Here is a 16,721-nt window from a genome sequence, read left to right as displayed (position 1 = left end):
CGCTGTGTCAACGTGCCCGGGGTTCACGAGCTGCCCTCCATGCCCGTCACCAGTGCGTCAATATCAGCGGTTCCAAGCCGCGCATCGGACACGAACACGGTGACACTCCTGGTGACCGATTCGCCGGGCTGCAGGAGTACCGGCTCCTCCCAAGCGAGCGATTGCCCGACACCTGGGTAGCTGCTGACCCGCACGAACCACGGATCGTCGCAATCCGCGGGAGATGTGAAGACCAACGTTGCCGGATCTCCGTCGAAGGTTCCGCTCCACGCGAGCCACTGGGTGACGGATCCATGTACCGCGGCCTCCCCGGACCCTGCCGCGGACCAAACGCGGGCATCATCGCAGGAAGCCAGGCGCCAGAAAAACCCGCCATAGCCGCCTAGCCACCGCCCGTTGGAACCGGGACTGCCAAGGCTGACGGGAGCGTCACCCGCCGGCGCCAGGGTGAAGCCGAGCCTCAGGCGCCAGGTCTGAAGGTCGACGGCAGCCCACGTCCATTTGCGCTGTTCCCGCAGAACCGGGGCGCCGTCGGGTCCGTTCCAGGACAGTACCTCAGACAGCGCACTGCCGGATGAGTCACTGCTCGTTGAGGTGCGGACGATCATGCCGTGGTCCGGGCGCCAGACGTAACGGCCGGCGTCGCGCGTGTTCGTCCGCCCGCCCCAGAAGTTGATGCCGTTGACGTCCTGCACTGCCACACCGACGCCAAGGTGCCACACATGATCGGCGGGCTGGTGGTCAGTCACCACGGTGCCGGCCAAAGTGCGAACGGGATGCAGGTAAGGCCGCGGGGATGAGATGGGGCGGATGCGGCTGCCGTCCTGATAGCTGGCCACTTCGCGTCCGGCGACGGTGCTAGTAACGGCTGGCTCCAGCGGTCTGGCCCACGGTGCGCCCAGTTCGGAAAACGTTGCCTGGGCGAGGGCGGCCCGTTCGATCAGTTCGGCGATTCCCTCCACGACGGGGTGGGCATCATCGCCGCTGCCTTCCCACTTGATGTACCCGTCGTCGATCTGCTGCGGTGCGGGTGCCGTTCGGATTGCTTCGAGCACAGCCATAAAGGCTCCCGAGCCGGACAGCGGGCTGCGCAGCTCCCCGCCCGATGCGCGTACTTCCAGCAGATTCTCCAGCAGCTCCGTGCGGGGGAATACTTCCCGGCGCTCGCCTTGGTCAGTGCTCACCACCAGTTCGTCCTCCGTGTAAAAGAGCTCTGCTTTGCCTGCGGTGCCGAAAACAGTGATGGAAGGACGTGTCTGCCGGGGGGCGCAGAGGGTCAGTGCGCACGTGAGAACCTGTCCCGCGGAGGTGCGCACCCGGATCACTGACGTGTCGTCGCTTTCGGTAGGGTGGGCGCGGTAGAGATCGGTGTCCACGCTGGCCACATCATCAAGGGTGCGGGCAGCGGCGATGCTGAGACCCGTCACCACGGCGTGTGCCAGCGCGTTGGTGGCGACGCCGTCAACAACATCGGTTCCGTTGATTGCCCGTTTACCGGCCCAGCGCGAGCGCTTGAAGTAGCCGCGCGTTCTGAGCCAGGCTCCCGTGGCCCCCAGTCCGAGCACGTCTCCGATCTCCCCGTCCGCGATAAGCCGCCGGATGGCGGGCAGCGCGTCGGATCCCAGGCTCTGGAAGCCAACCTGCACGAGCCGGCCTGCGGACTCGGCGGCCTGCAGCAGTTCCTGGAACTGCTGCAGGGACGCTGCCGGCGGCTTCTCTACATAAACGTCCGCGCCTGCGGAGAGGGCAGCCAGCGCGAGGGGAACGTGCGTCTGGATGGGGGTAGCCAGGATGACGACATCCGGAGCGGTCCCCGCCTGAAGGAGGTGATCGAGAGTCTCGAAAACGGCTACGGAGTCCTTCAGGACTCCGTCTGCGGGAGGGCGGGGGTCCGCTACGGCCACGAAATCGAGCACTCCGGAGGCCTGCAGCCGGGCCAGGTTGGCCAAGTGCCGGGCGCCGAACCCGTGTACGCCGACGAGGGCGATCCGGGGCGCGGGGTTCTGTGCCCTTTGCGTACCGGCGGCGGGAAAGGAGGCGTGAGCGGCAGGTAGCGACATGTGGGTTGATCCTTCTGGCGTTGGTAAGTGCTGGACAGGGAGGAAAAACGCAGGCACTCATACCGTACTCGAGAAAACGTTTTCTGACATCAGTCCCGGGGCGGGCTTCGATTGGTTGAGCGGGATCTCCTGGGTGTGCTGGGCGGTTCGACCTGACATGGAAAGCGGTTTCCTAGGTTTTCGAAATAACCTGTACATCGCCTCGGAAAGCGTTTACCGTAGTACCCGACCGCTTCACGAAAGTGACGGGGGGCACAAAGCACTCCCGCTGAATGAAGCACTTATCCGCGGCAGCGGCGGTCCTGGGACTACCTGGGACGGAACGCCCGCGCGGGAATGGCCACGATGACCGAAGGAGACCGCATGGCCGCTCAACACAAACCTAAGCCGCACCGAGCGAGGTGCGCGCCGTGAGTGCCATTACCGAACTCACGTCCCTCTCGCGCCGCAAGGGGCCGAAGACTGCCGAAGAGAAGAAGGCCAGCGGGCGGGACAACAAGGCCGCCTACATCTTCCTGCTGCCGTGGCTGGTGGGACTTGTGGCCATTACCGTCGGTCCCATGGTTATGTCGCTGTACCTCTCCTTCACCGACTACAACCTGATTCAGGCCCCGGAGTGGGTGGGCCTGGAGAACTTTCAGCGGATGTTCACCGACGCCAGGCTGCACAATTCGCTCGGGGTGACGTTCACGTACGTACTCGTGGGCGTTCCGCTGCAGCTGGCGGTTGCCCTGCTGATCGCACTGGTGCTGGATAAGGGCCTGCGCGGCCTCCCGTTCTACCGGTCCATCTTCTACTTGCCGTCCCTGCTGGGCGGTTCGGTCGCCATCGCTATCCTGTGGAAGCAGATCTTCGGCACCACAGGACTCGTGAATCAGGTGCTGGCCCTTGGCGGCATTGAAGGGCCGGGGTGGATCTCCGACCCGAGCACGGCTCTCGGCTCGATTATCCTGCTCCATGTCTGGACCTTCGGCGCCCCGATGATCATCTTCCTGGCTGGCCTGCGCCAGATTCCGAACATGTACTACGAAGCTGCCGAAGTAGACGGGGCCACCAAGCTCCAGAAGTTCTGGCGCATCACCCTTCCGCTGCTGAGCCCCATCATCTTCTTCAACCTGGTGCTGCAGATCATCGGATCATTCCAGTCGTTCACCCAGGCGTTCATCGTCTCCGGCGGCAACGGCGGGCCTTCCGATTCGACCATGTTCTTCACGCTCTACCTCTACCAAAAGGGCTTCGGCCAGTTTGATATGGGATACGCCTCGGCCATGGCCTGGTTCCTGCTGGTCATCATCGGCGCATTCACTACCGTCAACTTCATCGCTGCAAAGTATTGGGTTTTCTATGACGACTAAGCTGGAGACGCTTCCCGCCCCGAGCAACAAAGCTTCGGCCGGCAAGCCAACGAACCCCCGAGGGCCAGGCAAGAACCGCGAATCACTCGGCAGCCTTGCCTTTAGCCGCAGCGCGCGGACCAAGGCGCTGATCAAGCACGCGATACTGATCGTCACCGGCGGAGTCATGATCTACCCGCTGCTGTGGATGGTTGTTTCCTCGCTGCGGCCCAACGATCTCATCTTCCGCGATCCCGGCCTGTGGCTCAGCACCCTGGAAATGGGCAACTACACGGACGGATGGTCAGCGCTGACCCACCCGTTCGGCCACTACATGATCAATTCCGCGGTGGTTGTACTGGGATCAATCCTGGGCAACCTGATCTCCTGCTCCATGGCTGCCTACGCCTTCGCCCGGCTCCAGTTCAGTGGAAAGAAGCTGTTCTTCGGCATCATGCTCCTGACCATCATGCTGCCGTTCCATGTGGTGATCGTTCCGCAGTACATCCTGTTCTCCCAGATCGGCTGGGTGAACACCTTCTGGCCGCTGATCGTGCCCAAGCTCCTGGCCACGGACGCGTTCTTCGTGTTCCTCATGGTCCAGTTCATCCGAGGCATCCCGAAGGAGCTCGATGAAGCAGCCAGGATCGACGGCGCCGGCCACCCGCGGATCTTCCTCCGCGTGATTCTGCCGCTGATGGTTCCCGCGCTGGCCACCACCACCATTTTTACCTTCATCTGGACCTGGAATGACTTCTTCGGGGCGCTGATCTACCTGACGGATCCTGACATGTTCACCGTTCCGGTCGCACTCAGGGCCTTCGTGGATTCGCAGTCCGCCACCAGCTGGGGCTCGCTCTTCGCCATGTCCATCGTTTCCCTCCTGCCCGTGTTCCTGGTTTTCCTCTTTGGGCAAAGGTTCCTCATCAAGGGGATCGCCACGACCGGCATCAAGTAGGGCGCTACCGAAGACTGGGCCCGGCCCACCGCCAAGGGCGGCCGATTCAATCGAGCGCAAGAGCTTGTAATACAAGATAAGTACTTATAATATTAGTTGGAAAGCGTTTTCCTTCTCCTTCAAGATCAAAGAAGATCGGAGTGAACTGTGCGACAGTTTTCCAAATCTGCCCCTGATGCCGTGGCCGGCCGGCCCCACGTATCCGAGGCCCCGCGACGGCTAGGAAGGGCGGGAGTGGTTGCTGCCGCAGCCGCCGTCGTCCTTGCGCTCAGCGCCTGTGGCGGGGGATCTGCCGCCCAGAGCGCCGATGGAAAGGTTGAACTCCGTTTCTCCTGGTGGGGCAGCGATAAGAGGGCGCAGGTGACCCAGGAAGCCATCAAGGCCTTCGAAGCCGAGAACCCGAACATCAAGATCAAGCCGGAGTACGGCGACTGGAGCGGTTACTGGGACAAGCTGGCCACGCAGGTAGCTGCGAACGACGCCCCGGACATCATCCAGATGGACGAAAAATACATCACCGAGTACTCCAGCCGCGGAGCCCTGCTTGACCTCTCGAAGTACGGTATCGACACGTCCAAGCTCGACGAGGCCACTCTGAAGGCGGGTCAGAGCGAGGACGGCCTGACGGGGATCCCGGCCGGCATCAATGCAGCCACCATCCTTGCGAACCCGGCTGTGTTCAAGGCTGCAGGTGTGGCATTGCCCGACGACGCGACCTGGACCTGGGAAGACTTCGAACGGATCTCCGCCGAGGTGACGGCGAAGTCCCCGAAGGGCACCTACGGGGCGGCCGCCTACGGGACCGATGAGGCATCCCTGGGCGTATGGCTGAGGCAGAACGGAAAGTCCCTCTACACCGAAGAGGGCAAGCTCGGCTTTGAGCCAGCGGACATCGCCGCCTGGTGGGCGTTCCTCAAGCAGATGAGTGAGGGCAAGGCAGTTCCCTCGGCCTCGGAGGTTGTTGAAGCTGAAGCAGCGCCCCTGGACCAGAGCGGCCTCGCAACGGGTAAGAATGGACTCGCCTTCTGGTGGTCCAACCAGCTTCCCGCCCTGGAAAAGGCTGCAGGCTCAGAACTGAAGATTCTGAGGTTCCCCACAAAGACCGGCTCCGCTGCTGATGCCCAGCTCTGGTACAAGGCCTCGCAGTTCTGGTCGGCCTCCTCCAGAACCAAGCACCCTGCGGAAGTCGCCAAGTTCATCAACTTCCTCGCGAACGACGCCAAGGCTGGCGAAGCACTCCTGGCCGACCGCGGTGTCTACCCGAACACCGATGTGCGCGAGGCGATCTCCGCCAAGCTGACCCCTGCGGACGTCAAGGTGGTCAAGTTCATCGACCAGATCAAGAACGAACTCGGTGAGGCTCCTGCCCCGCCGCCGAAGGGCGCAGGTGCCATCCAGGAAATCGTCAAGCGCTACACCTCGGAAGTGCTGTTCAACAGGCTTTCGGCAGATGAAGCCGGCAAGAAAGCGGTGGCTGAGATGACGTCAGCCATCAGCAGTTAGCTCCTCCACGGAAAAGGAAAAACCCCGGGCCGTCTCTCAACGGAGGCCGCCCGGGGTTTTTCGCGAACGAGGTGTGGAATTATTGGCGCGGGGCGGGGAGTTTTTGTCCACGTATCGCGACTTCGGGGGCCCCTAGGGGCCATTATCTGGACAAAAACTCCACCGGAGGCTCAGTCTTCGGCGATCACGGCCACCGCCCCGCCGGGAACGAACCCGCCGAAACGTCCGCCGCCCAACAGTTCCTCGCCGTCGGCCTCCAATGACGCGTCCTCCCGGCCGTGGTTGATGGCGAAGAGGAAGCGGCGCCCGTCGGCCGCGACCCGCCGGGTCAGTTCGACGCCGGCAGCGGCCTCCGCGGAGGCCGCCACTCCCGCTTCGGCCAGGAGCCGGTCCAGCAGGCTCTCGATGCCGTCACGGTCGGGGAGGGTGGCCAGGTACCAGGCGGCGCCGCGGCCAGTGCTCCTCCGAGTCAGTGCGGGCACGCCGGAGAGCGGGTAGCCGGTGAAGGTGGCCAGGGCTTCAGCCCCGGCAAGGTGGATGTGCTCGCTCCAGACCCGTCCAATGGTCCCGTCGCTCAGAGTCACCTGCCCGCCCTCGAGCAGCGGATGGAACTCCTCGGTCCTGATGCCCAGCAGCTCCCGGAAAGCGCCCGGGTAGCCGCCCAGCCGGATGTGGTCGCGTTCGTCGACGATGCCGCTGAAGTAGCTGACCAGCACCGTGGCACCGGCTTCGGCAGCGCCGGCAATGTTGGCCGCGGCGGCGTCGGTGACGCAGTAGAGCGTGCACACGAGGACCAGGTCATAGCCCGTCAGGTCTGCGGTGGGGCGGACGAAGTCCACGCCGATGCCGCGCAGGAACAGCGAGCGGTGGAATTCGCGCAGCAGCTCCAGGTACTTCACATCCTCGCTCGGGTGTGAATCCAGTTCGCTGGCCCACCACGCCTCGTAGTCGAACACGATAGCCACCCGGGATTCCACCGTGGAACCCTTGACGGCCCCGAGTTTGCCAAGGGCGTCGCCCAAGGCCACCACCTCCCGCCACACCCGGGTGTCGCGGCCGCCGTGGGGCACCATGGCCGAGTGGAACTTCTCCGCGCCGGCAACGCTCTGCCGCCACTGGAAGAACATGACCGCATCGGCACCACGGGCCACATGCGCCAGGGAGTTGCGGAGCATTTCGCCGGGCAACTTGGGCCGGTTGCGCGGCTGCCAGTTGACGGCCGACGTCGAGTGTTCCATCAGGATCCACGGCCTGTTGCCCGCGACGCCGCGCGTGAGGTCAGCGCTGAACGCCAGTTCGATCTCCCGCTCCGGGTCTGCGGCCACCAGGTAATGGTCGTTTGCCACCACGTCCAGGTCCTTCGCCCAGTCGAAGTAGTCCATGGACTTGGTGGCGCTGGAAACCATGAGGTTGGTGGTGGCCGGGACATCAGGCGTCACTTCCCGGATCACCGCCAGCAGGCTCCGGTAGTAGTCCATCAGCGCCCAGGAGCTGAACCGCTGGAAGTCCAGCCGCTGCGTCGGGTTGAGGGTGGTGGGGGCGGCCCGCGGCGGAATGATCTCCTCGAACGAGGCATAATGCTGGGACCAAAAGGCTGTGCCCCAGGCCTGGTTCAGTGCCTCGATGCTGCCGTAGCGCCGCTCCAGCCAGTGCCGGAACGCCGCGGCGTCCTCATCGCCGTAAAACTCCGAAACGTGGCAGCCCAGCTCGTTGTCCACATGCCACAGCGCCAGCGCCGGGTGGTCCTTGTACCGGTCGGCCAGTTTCCGGGTGATGCCCGCGGCATACCGGCGGTAAACAGCGGACGACGGCGAGTAGTGCCGCCGGGAGCCGCGCTCCAGGACGGTGCCCTCCGCCATCACCGGCAGGACCTCCGGATGCTTTCCCACCAGCCAGGCCGGGGGAGCGGCCGTGGCCGTGGCGAGGGCCACCTTGATGCCCGCTCCGTCCAGGTTGTCCAGCACCTCGTCCAGCCAGTCAAAGTCGTACTCCCCTTCGCGGGGCTCCAGGAGCGCCCAGGAGAAGATGCCGACGCTGAGGAGCGTCACCCCGGCTTCCTTCATGAGGCCGATGTCCTCCAGCCGCACGTCAACCGGCCATTGCTCGGGATTGTAGTCGCCGCCAAACGCAAGGCCGGGGCCGCTGTTCCAGGCCGGAGTTGGGAGAGAGGACTCTGGGGTGGGCATGTGGGCTCCTTTGGCGGGCGGAGGATCCGGCTCAGCGATAGTGTTCCGACCTTACGTCGAAGCCACCAGGGATTCGAGGGCGGCCGGCGACAGTTCGCCGTCGCACACCCAAACGCTCAGGCTTCGCCGGAGCGATTCCCCTGCGGCGAGAGCCACGGGCCGGTCCCAGGCCAGTGCAGACCCGACGGCGGGGTAGCCGGAGCAGCGGACAAACCATGGATCGGCTGCCTCGGCCGGGGCGCCGAACACAAGGGTCGCGGGCTGTCCTGCCCGGATGCCGGGGACCTCGCCGAAGGAGGCCGTCCATGCCAGCCACGGCGCCGCGGAACCATGGACGGCCGGTTCCCCCTCGGCGTCGGACGTGAAGATACGGGCACCGCTGCAGGCCGGAAGGCGCCAGAAGAAGCCGCCGTAGCCGCTGCCCGCGGCGCCGTTGGAGCCGGGGCCGCCCAGTGAAACGCCGACGGCGGCGGTCAGCTCGCTGCTCACGTCCAGCCGCCACACGCGCTCACCCAGGATCTCGCGGCTGGCGGTCCGCTGTTCGGTCAGAAGGGGCTGTCCGTCCGGACCGAGCCAGCGGAGCTGACGGGTGTCCGGCTCGTCCGGGCTGGCGGGAAGCAGCTCGATCCGGCCATGGTCCTTCCTGGACACGTAGGCTCCGGCGTCGCGCGTGTACGTCTTGCCGCCCCAGAAATTGGTGCCGTTGACGTCCTGGAGCGCGAAGCCGGCGCCCAGATGCCACGGATGGTCGGCGGGCAGATGGTCCGTCACCACGGTGCCGCCGAGGGTGGCGACGGGGTGCAGGTAGGGACGTGGCGACAAACCTGCGTTGAGCCCGGCGCCGGTGCGCTGGACTGCCAACGGCCTTCCGCCGGCGTCGAAAAGCACCGAGGCATCGGCGGCATCAGCCGGGCGCGCCCACGGCAGGGCCAGCTCACTGAAGGTGACGTGTGCCCCGATGGCCCGATCGAGGGCGTCCTCGATGCCGGGAATCACCGCATGGGCCGCATCGCCGTCGCCCTGCCAGAACACATAGGCGGGGCTGACCGGCGCCGGCGGCTCGGCTGTGCGGACAGCCTCGAGCACCCGCATGAACGCGCCGGAGTCGTTGAGGGCGCTGGTGAGCGCCGTGCCGCCGGCGAGGTGCTCCAGCAGGTTTTCGGTGAGGTCGTCGCGGCCGAACTCCTGAGAGTGCCCGCCGTCCGCGTTGCTGACGTGCAGCCGGTCCTCCGTGTAGTGGAAAACGGCCGTTCCTTCCGAACCCTGCAGGGTGATGTACGGCTCCACGGGCTCCGAGGCGCAGAGCGTCAGGGCGCAGGTAATCGGCAGCCCCGCGGCGGTGCGGATCCGAATGACGGAGGTGTCATCGGCCTCGATGTCGTTCGCGCGATATAGATCTGTTTCCACGGAAGCCACGTCCTCTGTGGTCCGGGCACCGGCGATCCGCAGGGCTGTGGCGATGGCGTGCGCCAGGGGGTTGGTGGCCACGCCGTCCACCACGTCCACACCGTCCAGGCTGCGCTTGCCGGCCCACCGGGAGCGCTTGTAGTAGGCGCGGTCCCGCACCCAGCGTCCCGTCGCACCGATGCCCTGCAGGGTGCCGATGGTGCCGTCCTGGAGGAGCTTGTCGATGGCCGCCAGCGCCTGCGAGCCGAGGCTCTGGAACCCGATCTGTACGCTGCGCCCGGATGACTCGGCGGCTTCCTGCAGCTGCCGGAAGTCGGCCAGTGATGCCACCGGTGGTTTCTCCAGGTAGAGGTCGGCGCCGGAGGCCAGGGTGGCGAGGGCCAGTGGTGCGTGGGTCTGGATGGGGGTGGCGACGATGACCACGTCAGGGCTGTGGTTGCCGGCCAGCAGGGACTGCAGGTCGGGGTGGACGGCCGTGGTGGCCGGCAACGCGCCAGGGGCCGGCGGATTTGGGTCCGCCACGGCCACGAGTTCCACCGCGCCGGCCTGCCGCAGCCTTTCGAGGTTGGCCAGGTGGTGGGCCCCGAAGCCGTGGACGCCGATCAGGGCCACCCGGGCGGGGGCGCTGCGGCGTTGGGTGGCCGAATTTACGGCTCGCTCGCTGGGCGTGGCGCCTGCACTGGACTGCATGTCTGTGCCGGGTGCGGTGCCGGTGCCCGCAGCTTCTGCCGTTGACTGAGTGTCCATGGTGCTCCTGTCCGGCGCTGCGGTGCTGTGCGACGCCATCGTCGACCGTTGCCGGGAACGTGTGCGCGTATGTGGCAAGCGCTTTCCCGGTGTCGTTTGCCACCCAGTGTACTCCCTGCCCGGGCGTGCCGGGTCAGTGGGAGCCGCCCAGGGTATGTGCCGGCCTAGTGGGGCGCCTCGGCTCCCGCGGTGCTTTGCCTGACCACCAGCTCGGGCGTGAAAACGACGGCGCGGTGACGCGGATGCTGCGCGTCCAGTTCCTCCGTCAGGAGTTTAATAGCAGTCCTGCCGATCGCGTCGGTGGGCTGCCGGATCGAGGAGAGAGGCACGACGGCGGACACGGCAAAGTCGATGTCGTCATAGCCGATCAGCGCGACGTCGTCCGGAATGTGCACGCCGTTCGTCATGGTCAGCGACTGCATCACGCCGAGCGCCAACAGGTCGTTGGCACAGAAGATGCCGTCCGGCATATCCCCGGCACCCCGGTCCACGAGGCCGTTGCCCACGCCGCGTCCGGCGAGCACGGACTGGCCGTCCGAGTCAAGCACCTCCAGTGCGGCGCCGTCCACCTCGGCCACGGCGCGGCGGGCGCCGAGAAGGCGGTCGGACACCTGCCGGATGGACACCGGCCCGCCCACGAAGGCCAGCTTCCTTCGCCCGAGATCGAGGAGGTGCCGGGCGGCCAGGTAGCCGCCGGCGTCGTCATCGACCGAGACGGAGCTGAAGCGGTCCTCATCCGCCAGCCGGTCCACCAGGACCGTTGGCACGCCGCGTTGCCGGAGTGCATCGAGCCTGTCAGCCACGTCCCCCACGGGGGAGATGAGCAGGCCCTGGACGCGCTGCTCCTGGAAAAGGTCGATGTAGTGCGATTCCCTGTTCGCATCGTGGCCGCTGTCGCCCAGCAGTACCGCGCTGCCGTTCACTGCCGCCGCGTCCTCGGCGGCCCGGACCAGCGAGGTGAAGAAGGGGTTGCCGACGTCCAGGACCACGACGCCGATGGTCCGGCTGTGCCCTGCGCGCAGCTGCCGGGCGGCGTCGTTACGCACGAACCCGAGCTCGTCAATGGCCTTCAGTACCCGGTCCTTAGTGCGCTTGGAGACGCGGTCGGGGTTGTTGAGGACGTTGGAGACCGTCCCCACCGCAACCTGTGCGTGGTTGGCGACGTCCTTGATACTGGCTGCCCGCGACATTCTCTGATCCTCCGAAAGATCGATTGCCCATCCGGGTGAAAACGCTTGACACCCTTCTTCCATCCAGAGTACTTTGAATCGTAACAATGAAACGATTCAAAGACGGACAATGATCAGAGATGACAACGCAGCCGAACGAATTGGTTTCCGTCTCCGCTTCCACCGCCGCTACCGAAACGTCCAGAGGAGTACAACATGAGGGTTTGCTTCCGATCCTCCGTCCAGCCGCAGCTGCTGGCGGAGTACAGACGGCGCCACGCCGCCGTCTGGCCGGAAATGCTGGCTGCGCTCAATGACGCGGGCTGGAGCAACTACTCCCTGTTCCTGGACAGCGACGGGCTGCTGGTCGGTTACCTCGAATGCGACGACTTCGACGCGGTGCGGGCGCGGATGGCGCTCACGGACGTCAACGCCCGCTGGCAGGCGGAGATGGCCGCACTCTTCCGGGACAGCGATGTTCCGCCCGACGAGGGCTTCCGGGTCCTCGATGAGGTATTCAACCTCGAGGACCAGCTGGCCGCCGCCCGCAGCACCGCTGATGGCGCCAAAAACTAAATTCCTCACCACTTTCCACTGCCAAACACCGACGAAAGAAAGATCATGAACAACACTGCATCGGCATTGGGCCGGCTTTCGGAGCTTGCGATTGAGGTTCCGTCGTGGGCCTATGGCAATTCGGGCACCAGGTTCAAGGTGTTCGGCACGCCGGGTACACCGCGCACTGTCCAGGAGAAACTGGCGGATGCCGCCAAGGTCCACGAGCTCACGGGCCTGGCGCCCACGGTGGCGCTGCACATCCCGTGGGACAAGGTGGATGACTACGCCGCCCTGAAGGAGTATGCGGCCGGTCTCGGCGTGGGGCTGGGCACGATCAACTCGAACACCTTCCAGGATGATGAGTACAAGTTCGGGTCGCTGACGTCCTCGGACGACGCCGTCCGGCGCCGCGCGATCGACCACCACTTCGAGTGCATCGACATCATGCACGCCACCGGGTCCCGTGACCTGAAGATCTGGCTCGCGGACGGCACCAACTATCCGGGCCAGGATGACATGCGCGCCCGGCAGGACCGCCTGGCAGAGTCCCTGCAGGAGATCTACGCCCGCTTGGGCGAGGAGCAGCGCCTGGTGCTGGAGTACAAGTTCTTCGAGCCGGCTTTCTACCACACTGACGTTCCGGACTGGGGCACCTCGTACGCGCAGACCCTGGCGCTGGGCGAGAAGGCCTTTGTCTGCCTGGACACGGGACACCACGCCCCCGGCACCAACATCGAATTCATCGTCATGCAGCTGCTGCGACTGGGCAAGCTGGGCTCGTTTGACTTCAACTCGCGCTTCTACGCGGACGATGACCTGATCGTGGGCGCCGCGGACCCGTTCCAGCTGTTCCGCATCATGCACGAGGTGATCCGCGGCGGCGGCTTCGGCAAGTCCGCAGGAGACAATGCAGGCGTTGCTCTCATGCTGGACCAGTGCCACAACCTGGAGGAGAAGATCCCCGGCCAGATCCGCTCGGTCCTGAACGTCCAGGAGATGACCGCCCGGGCCCTGCTCATCGACATCGCAGCGCTGGCCGAGGCACAGCGCGCCGGGGACGTCCTGGCCGCGAATGGCGTGTTCAATGATGCCTTCTACACCGATGTGCGGCCGGTCCTGGCCGAATGGCGTGAATCCCGCGGCCTGCCCGCGGACCCGCTGGCCGCCTACAAGGCCAGCGGTTACCAGAAGAAAATCAACGAGGACCGCGTGGGCGGCCAGCAATCCGGATGGGGCGCGTAAAGGGCATGAACATGCAGAACACAGCAACCAACAAAACTGTTCAGGACCTGATCGCCCGGTCCAACCGCCTCGGCGCGGACAAGCGGAACACGAACTTCGCCGGCGGCAACACGTCCGCGAAGGGCGCGGAGAAGGACCCTGTCACCGGCGAGGACGTCCAGCTCCTTTGGGTCAAGGGCTCCGGCGGTGACCTGGGCACGCTGCAGGCGCAGAACCTTGCCGTGCTGCGGCTGGACCGGCTGCAGGCGCTGAAGAACGTGTACCCGGGGGTGGAGCGCGAGGACGAGATGGTTGCGGCCTTCGACTACTGCCTGCACGGCAAGGGCGGCGCTGCCCCGTCCATCGACACTGCCATGCACGGGCTCGTGGACGCCGCGCACGTGGACCACCTGCACCCCGATTCAGGCATCGCCGTCGCCACGGCCGCTGACGGGGAAGCGCTTACCGCGAAGATTTTCGGTGACAAGGTGGTCTGGGTGCCCTGGCGCCGGCCGGGTTTCCAGCTGGGCCTGGACATCGCCGCGATCAAGGACGCCAACCCGCAGGCCATCGGCACCATCCTGGGCGGGCACGGCATCACCGCGTGGGGTGCCACCAGCGAGGCAGCGGAAGCGAACTCGCTGTGGATCATCGAACAGGCCGAGCAGTACATCGCGGAGAACGGCCGGGCCGAACCCTTCGGCCCGGCCCTGCCGGGCTTCGCCCCGCTGGCCGACGCGGAACGGCGCGCGAAGGCCGCCGCGCTGGCACCGGTGATCCGCGGCCTGGCCTCCGCGGACAGGCCGCAGGTGGGCCACTTCAGCGACGCCCCCGCCGTGCTGGAGTTCCTCGCAGCCGCCGAACACCCGCGCCTGGGCGCGCTGGGCACCTCGTGCCCGGACCATTTCCTGCGCACCAAGGTCAAGCCGCTCATCCTGGACCTGCCAGCGGACGCCTCCATCGAGGACTCCGTGGCCCGGCTGAAGGAACTCCACGCCGAGTACAGGACGGACTACCAGGCCTACTACGACCGCCACGCCGATGCGGACAGCCCGGCGCTGCGCGGCGCCGACCCCGCAATCGTCCTCGTCCCGGGTGTGGGCATGTTCTCCTACGGCAAGGACAAGCAGACCGCCCGCGTCGCCGGAGAGTTCTACCTCAACGCGATCAACGTGATGCGCGGCGCCGAGGCGATCTCCACCTACGCCCCGATCGATGAGGCCGAGAAGTTCCGCATCGAGTACTGGGCCCTGGAGGAAGCCAAGCTCGCCCGGATGCCCAAGCCCAAGTCGCACGCCACCCGCATCGCCCTGGTGACCGGCGCGGCCTCGGGCATCGGCAAGGCCATCGCCACCCGCCTCGCCGCGGAAGGCGCCTGCGTGGTCATCGCAGACCTGAACCTCGAAAACGCCCAGGCCGTCGCCGCCGAACTCGGCGGCCCGGATGTCGCCGTCGGCGTCCAGGCCGACGTCACCAACGAGGCGCAGGTGGCCGCCGCCATCGACGAAGCCGTGCTGGCCTTCGGCGGCGTGGACCTCGTGGTCAACAACGCCGGCCTGTCCATCTCCAAGCCGCTGCTGGAAACCACCGAGAAGGACTGGGACCTGCAGCACAACGTCATGGCCAAGGGCTCGTTCCTGGTGGCCAAGGCCGCGGCGAAGGCCATGATCGAACAGGGCCTGGGCGGAGACATCATCTACATCTCCTCCAAGAACTCGGTGTTCGCCGGCCCGAACAACATCGCCTACTCCGCCACCAAGGCCGACCAAGCCCACCAGGTCCGGCTGCTCGCCGCGGAACTGGGCGAATACGGCATCCGCGTCAACGGCATTAACCCCGACGGCGTGGTCCGCGGCTCCGGGATCTTCGCCGGTGGCTGGGGCGCGAAACGTGCCGCCGTCTACGGCGTGGATGAGGAGAAACTGGGCGAGTACTACGCCCAGCGCACCCTGCTCAAGCGCGAGGTCCTGCCCGAGCACGTCGCCAACGCCGCGGCCGTGCTCACCAGCAACGAACTCTCGCACACCACCGGCCTGCACATCCCCGTGGACGCCGGCGTCGCGGCAGCCTTCCTGCGGTGAGCACCGTGCCAACTGCCAGTGTCGACGGCGGCCTGTTCGCCGCCGTCGACATCGGCGCCTCCTCTGGCCGCGTCATCCTGGGACGGATCACCGGTGACGGCGGTGTGGCGCGGGCCACGCTCGACGTCGTCCACCGTTTCCCCAACGCCGTGGTGCAGTCCGACGGCGGCCTCCGCTGGGACTTCGACGCCCTCTTCGCCGAGGTGCTCACCGGCCTCGCTGCCGCCGGCAAGGCGGCCGCGGAGCGGGGGGAGACAGTCACCAGCATCGGCATCGACACGTGGGCGGTGGACTACGGGCTGGTCAACAAGGCCGGGAAACTCACCGCGCAGCCTTACAGCTACCGGGACGAACGCAGCCGCGCAGCCGTCGCCCGCGTGCACGGAAAACTGGACCCGGCACGGCTCTACGCCACCACCGGGCTGCAGTTCCTGCAGTTCAACACGCTCTACCAGCTCGCCACCGAACCGGACCTGGACGGGCTGCAGGCCCTGCTGATCCCGGACCTGATCGCGTTCCTGCTCACCGGACAGCGCCGCACCGAGGCCACCAACGCCTCCACCACGGGACTGTTCGACGCCGTCGCGGGGGAGCGGGCCAGCGAGCTGTTCGGACCCCTCGGCCTTCCCAAGGATCTGTTTCCGCCGCTGATCCAGCCGGGCGAAACGCTCGGAACCCTGCTGCCCGGCATCGCCGAGCGGACCGGGCTCCCCGCAGCAACCAAGGTGGTGGCCGTCGGCTCGCACGACACCGCCTCGGCCGTGGCAGCGGTCCCCGGGGAGAAGGAAAACTTCGCCTACATCTCGTCCGGCACCTGGTCCCTTGTCGGGCTGGAACTGCACCATCCCGTGCTCACCGAGGCCAGCCGCGCCGCGAACTTCACCAACGAGCGCGGCGTGGACGGCACCACCCGGTATCTGCGGAACGTCGGCGGCCTCTGGCTCCTCAGCGAATGCCAGCGCACCTGGGCCGAGGGTGGCTACCGGCCCGCAATCGGGGACCTCCTCGACGCAGCCGCGGCGCTCCCGGCCGGCGGGCCCCGGATCAACCCCGACGATCCCGCCTTCATCGCCCCGGACAGCATGCCGGACCGCATCCGCGCAGCAGCCCGCAACACCGGCGCCGTCCTTCCCGAGGCCCCGGCAGCGATCGTCCGCTGCATCCTGGACAGCCTCGCCGCCGGCTACGCGCGCACCATCGCTGACGCCGAGCGCCTCGCCGGTATCGCCGTCGAAGTGGTGCACATCGTCGGCGGCGGCTCGCAGAACAGGCTGCTCTGCCAGCTCACCGCCCAGGCCACCGGCAAACCCGTCATCGCAGGCCCGGTCGAGGCCACAGCCCTCGGCAACATCCTCGTCCAGGCCCGTGCGGCAGGTGCCGTCAACGGCGGACTCGATGCGCTGCGGGCCCTGGTGCGCGCGTCTCACAGGCTCGACAGGTTCGAGGCAGCGCTGGTCTGATAGGACGCAGCAACCGCCGCCCAGGAAGCCCGCCATC

At 66.5% G+C, this 16,721-nt stretch carries 11 protein-coding genes; 7 read left to right on the top strand and 4 right to left on the bottom strand.

All coding sequences use genetic code 11. The features are described from left to right. Nucleotides 1-23 precede the first annotated feature (23 nt). The gene (locus AC1DFE_RS09440; RefSeq protein WP_476905634.1) at nt 24-2,060 is read right to left on the bottom strand and encodes a DUF6807 family protein; all 2,037 of its coding nucleotides are present in this window, start codon (nt 2,058-2,060) and stop codon (nt 24-26) included. A gap of 410 nt (nt 2,061-2,470) precedes the next feature. On the opposite strand from AC1DFE_RS09440, the gene AC1DFE_RS09435 reads away from it, so the two are divergent. From AC1DFE_RS09435 to AC1DFE_RS09425, 3 genes are all read left to right on the top strand, one after another. Beyond that, entirely contained in the window at nt 2,471-3,415 is a 945-nt protein-coding gene (locus AC1DFE_RS09435; protein WP_476905633.1) for a carbohydrate ABC transporter permease, read from the top strand. Beyond that, nucleotides 3,405-4,352: a carbohydrate ABC transporter permease gene (locus AC1DFE_RS09430; RefSeq protein WP_476905632.1), complete on the top strand. Its 948-nt coding sequence runs from the start codon at nt 3,405-3,407 to the stop codon at nt 4,350-4,352. Before AC1DFE_RS09435 ends, AC1DFE_RS09430 begins: the two co-directional genes overlap by 11 nt. 180 nt (nt 4,353-4,532) lie before the next feature. Then, nucleotides 4,533-5,855: an ABC transporter substrate-binding protein gene (locus AC1DFE_RS09425; protein ID WP_476905704.1), complete on the top strand. Its 1,323-nt coding sequence runs from the start codon at nt 4,533-4,535 to the stop codon at nt 5,853-5,855. Nucleotides 5,856-6,025: 170 nt separating this feature from the next. On the opposite strand, the gene AC1DFE_RS09420 is transcribed toward AC1DFE_RS09425, so the two are convergent. The 3 genes from AC1DFE_RS09420 to AC1DFE_RS09410 all read right to left on the bottom strand — a co-directional run bounded on the left by AC1DFE_RS09420 (nt 6,026) and on the right by AC1DFE_RS09410 (nt 11,385). After that, nucleotides 6,026-8,041 carry a beta-galactosidase gene (locus tag AC1DFE_RS09420; RefSeq protein WP_476905631.1) on the bottom strand — a complete coding sequence of 672 codons (2,016 nt, stop codon included), beginning with the start codon at nt 8,039-8,041 and terminating at the stop codon, nt 6,026-6,028. Between the two features lie 51 nt (nt 8,042-8,092). Beyond that, complete coding sequence (locus AC1DFE_RS09415) at nt 8,093-10,195, bottom strand: DUF6807 family protein (protein WP_476905630.1); 2,103 nt, start codon at nt 10,193-10,195, stop codon at nt 8,093-8,095. Nucleotides 10,196-10,359: 164 nt separating this feature from the next. After that, nucleotides 10,360-11,385: a LacI family DNA-binding transcriptional regulator gene (locus AC1DFE_RS09410; RefSeq protein ID WP_476905629.1), complete on the bottom strand. Its 1,026-nt coding sequence runs from the start codon at nt 11,383-11,385 to the stop codon at nt 10,360-10,362. A 195-nt stretch (nt 11,386-11,580) separates the two neighbouring features. Between AC1DFE_RS09410 and AC1DFE_RS09405 the strand changes: the two genes are divergently transcribed. The 4 genes from AC1DFE_RS09405 to AC1DFE_RS09390 are packed head-to-tail and all read left to right on the top strand — an operon-like array spanning nt 11,581 to nt 16,684. Continuing rightward, nucleotides 11,581-11,940 (top strand): L-rhamnose mutarotase, encoded by a 360-nt coding sequence (locus tag AC1DFE_RS09405; RefSeq protein WP_476905628.1) that lies wholly within the window; start codon nt 11,581-11,583, stop codon nt 11,938-11,940. A gap of 45 nt (nt 11,941-11,985) precedes the next feature. Then, on the top strand, nt 11,986-13,164 hold the full coding sequence (gene rhaI / locus AC1DFE_RS09400) for an L-rhamnose isomerase (RefSeq protein ID WP_476905627.1): 1,179 nt from the start codon (nt 11,986-11,988) through the stop codon (nt 13,162-13,164). Between the two features lie 5 nt (nt 13,165-13,169). Further along, nucleotides 13,170-15,224, top strand: coding sequence for a bifunctional aldolase/short-chain dehydrogenase (locus AC1DFE_RS09395; RefSeq protein WP_476905626.1), 2,055 nt, complete (start codon nt 13,170-13,172; stop codon nt 15,222-15,224). A gap of 5 nt (nt 15,225-15,229) precedes the next feature. Then, the gene (locus tag AC1DFE_RS09390) at nt 15,230-16,684 is read left to right on the top strand and encodes a rhamnulokinase (RefSeq protein ID WP_476905625.1); all 1,455 of its coding nucleotides are present in this window, start codon (nt 15,230-15,232) and stop codon (nt 16,682-16,684) included. Nucleotides 16,685-16,721 lie beyond the last annotated feature (37 nt).

The organism is Arthrobacter sp. 05T423, assembly GCF_056396245.1.
The sequence above is the reverse complement of the archived record's forward strand: the minus strand, read 5'-3'. Positions and strand labels throughout refer to the sequence as shown.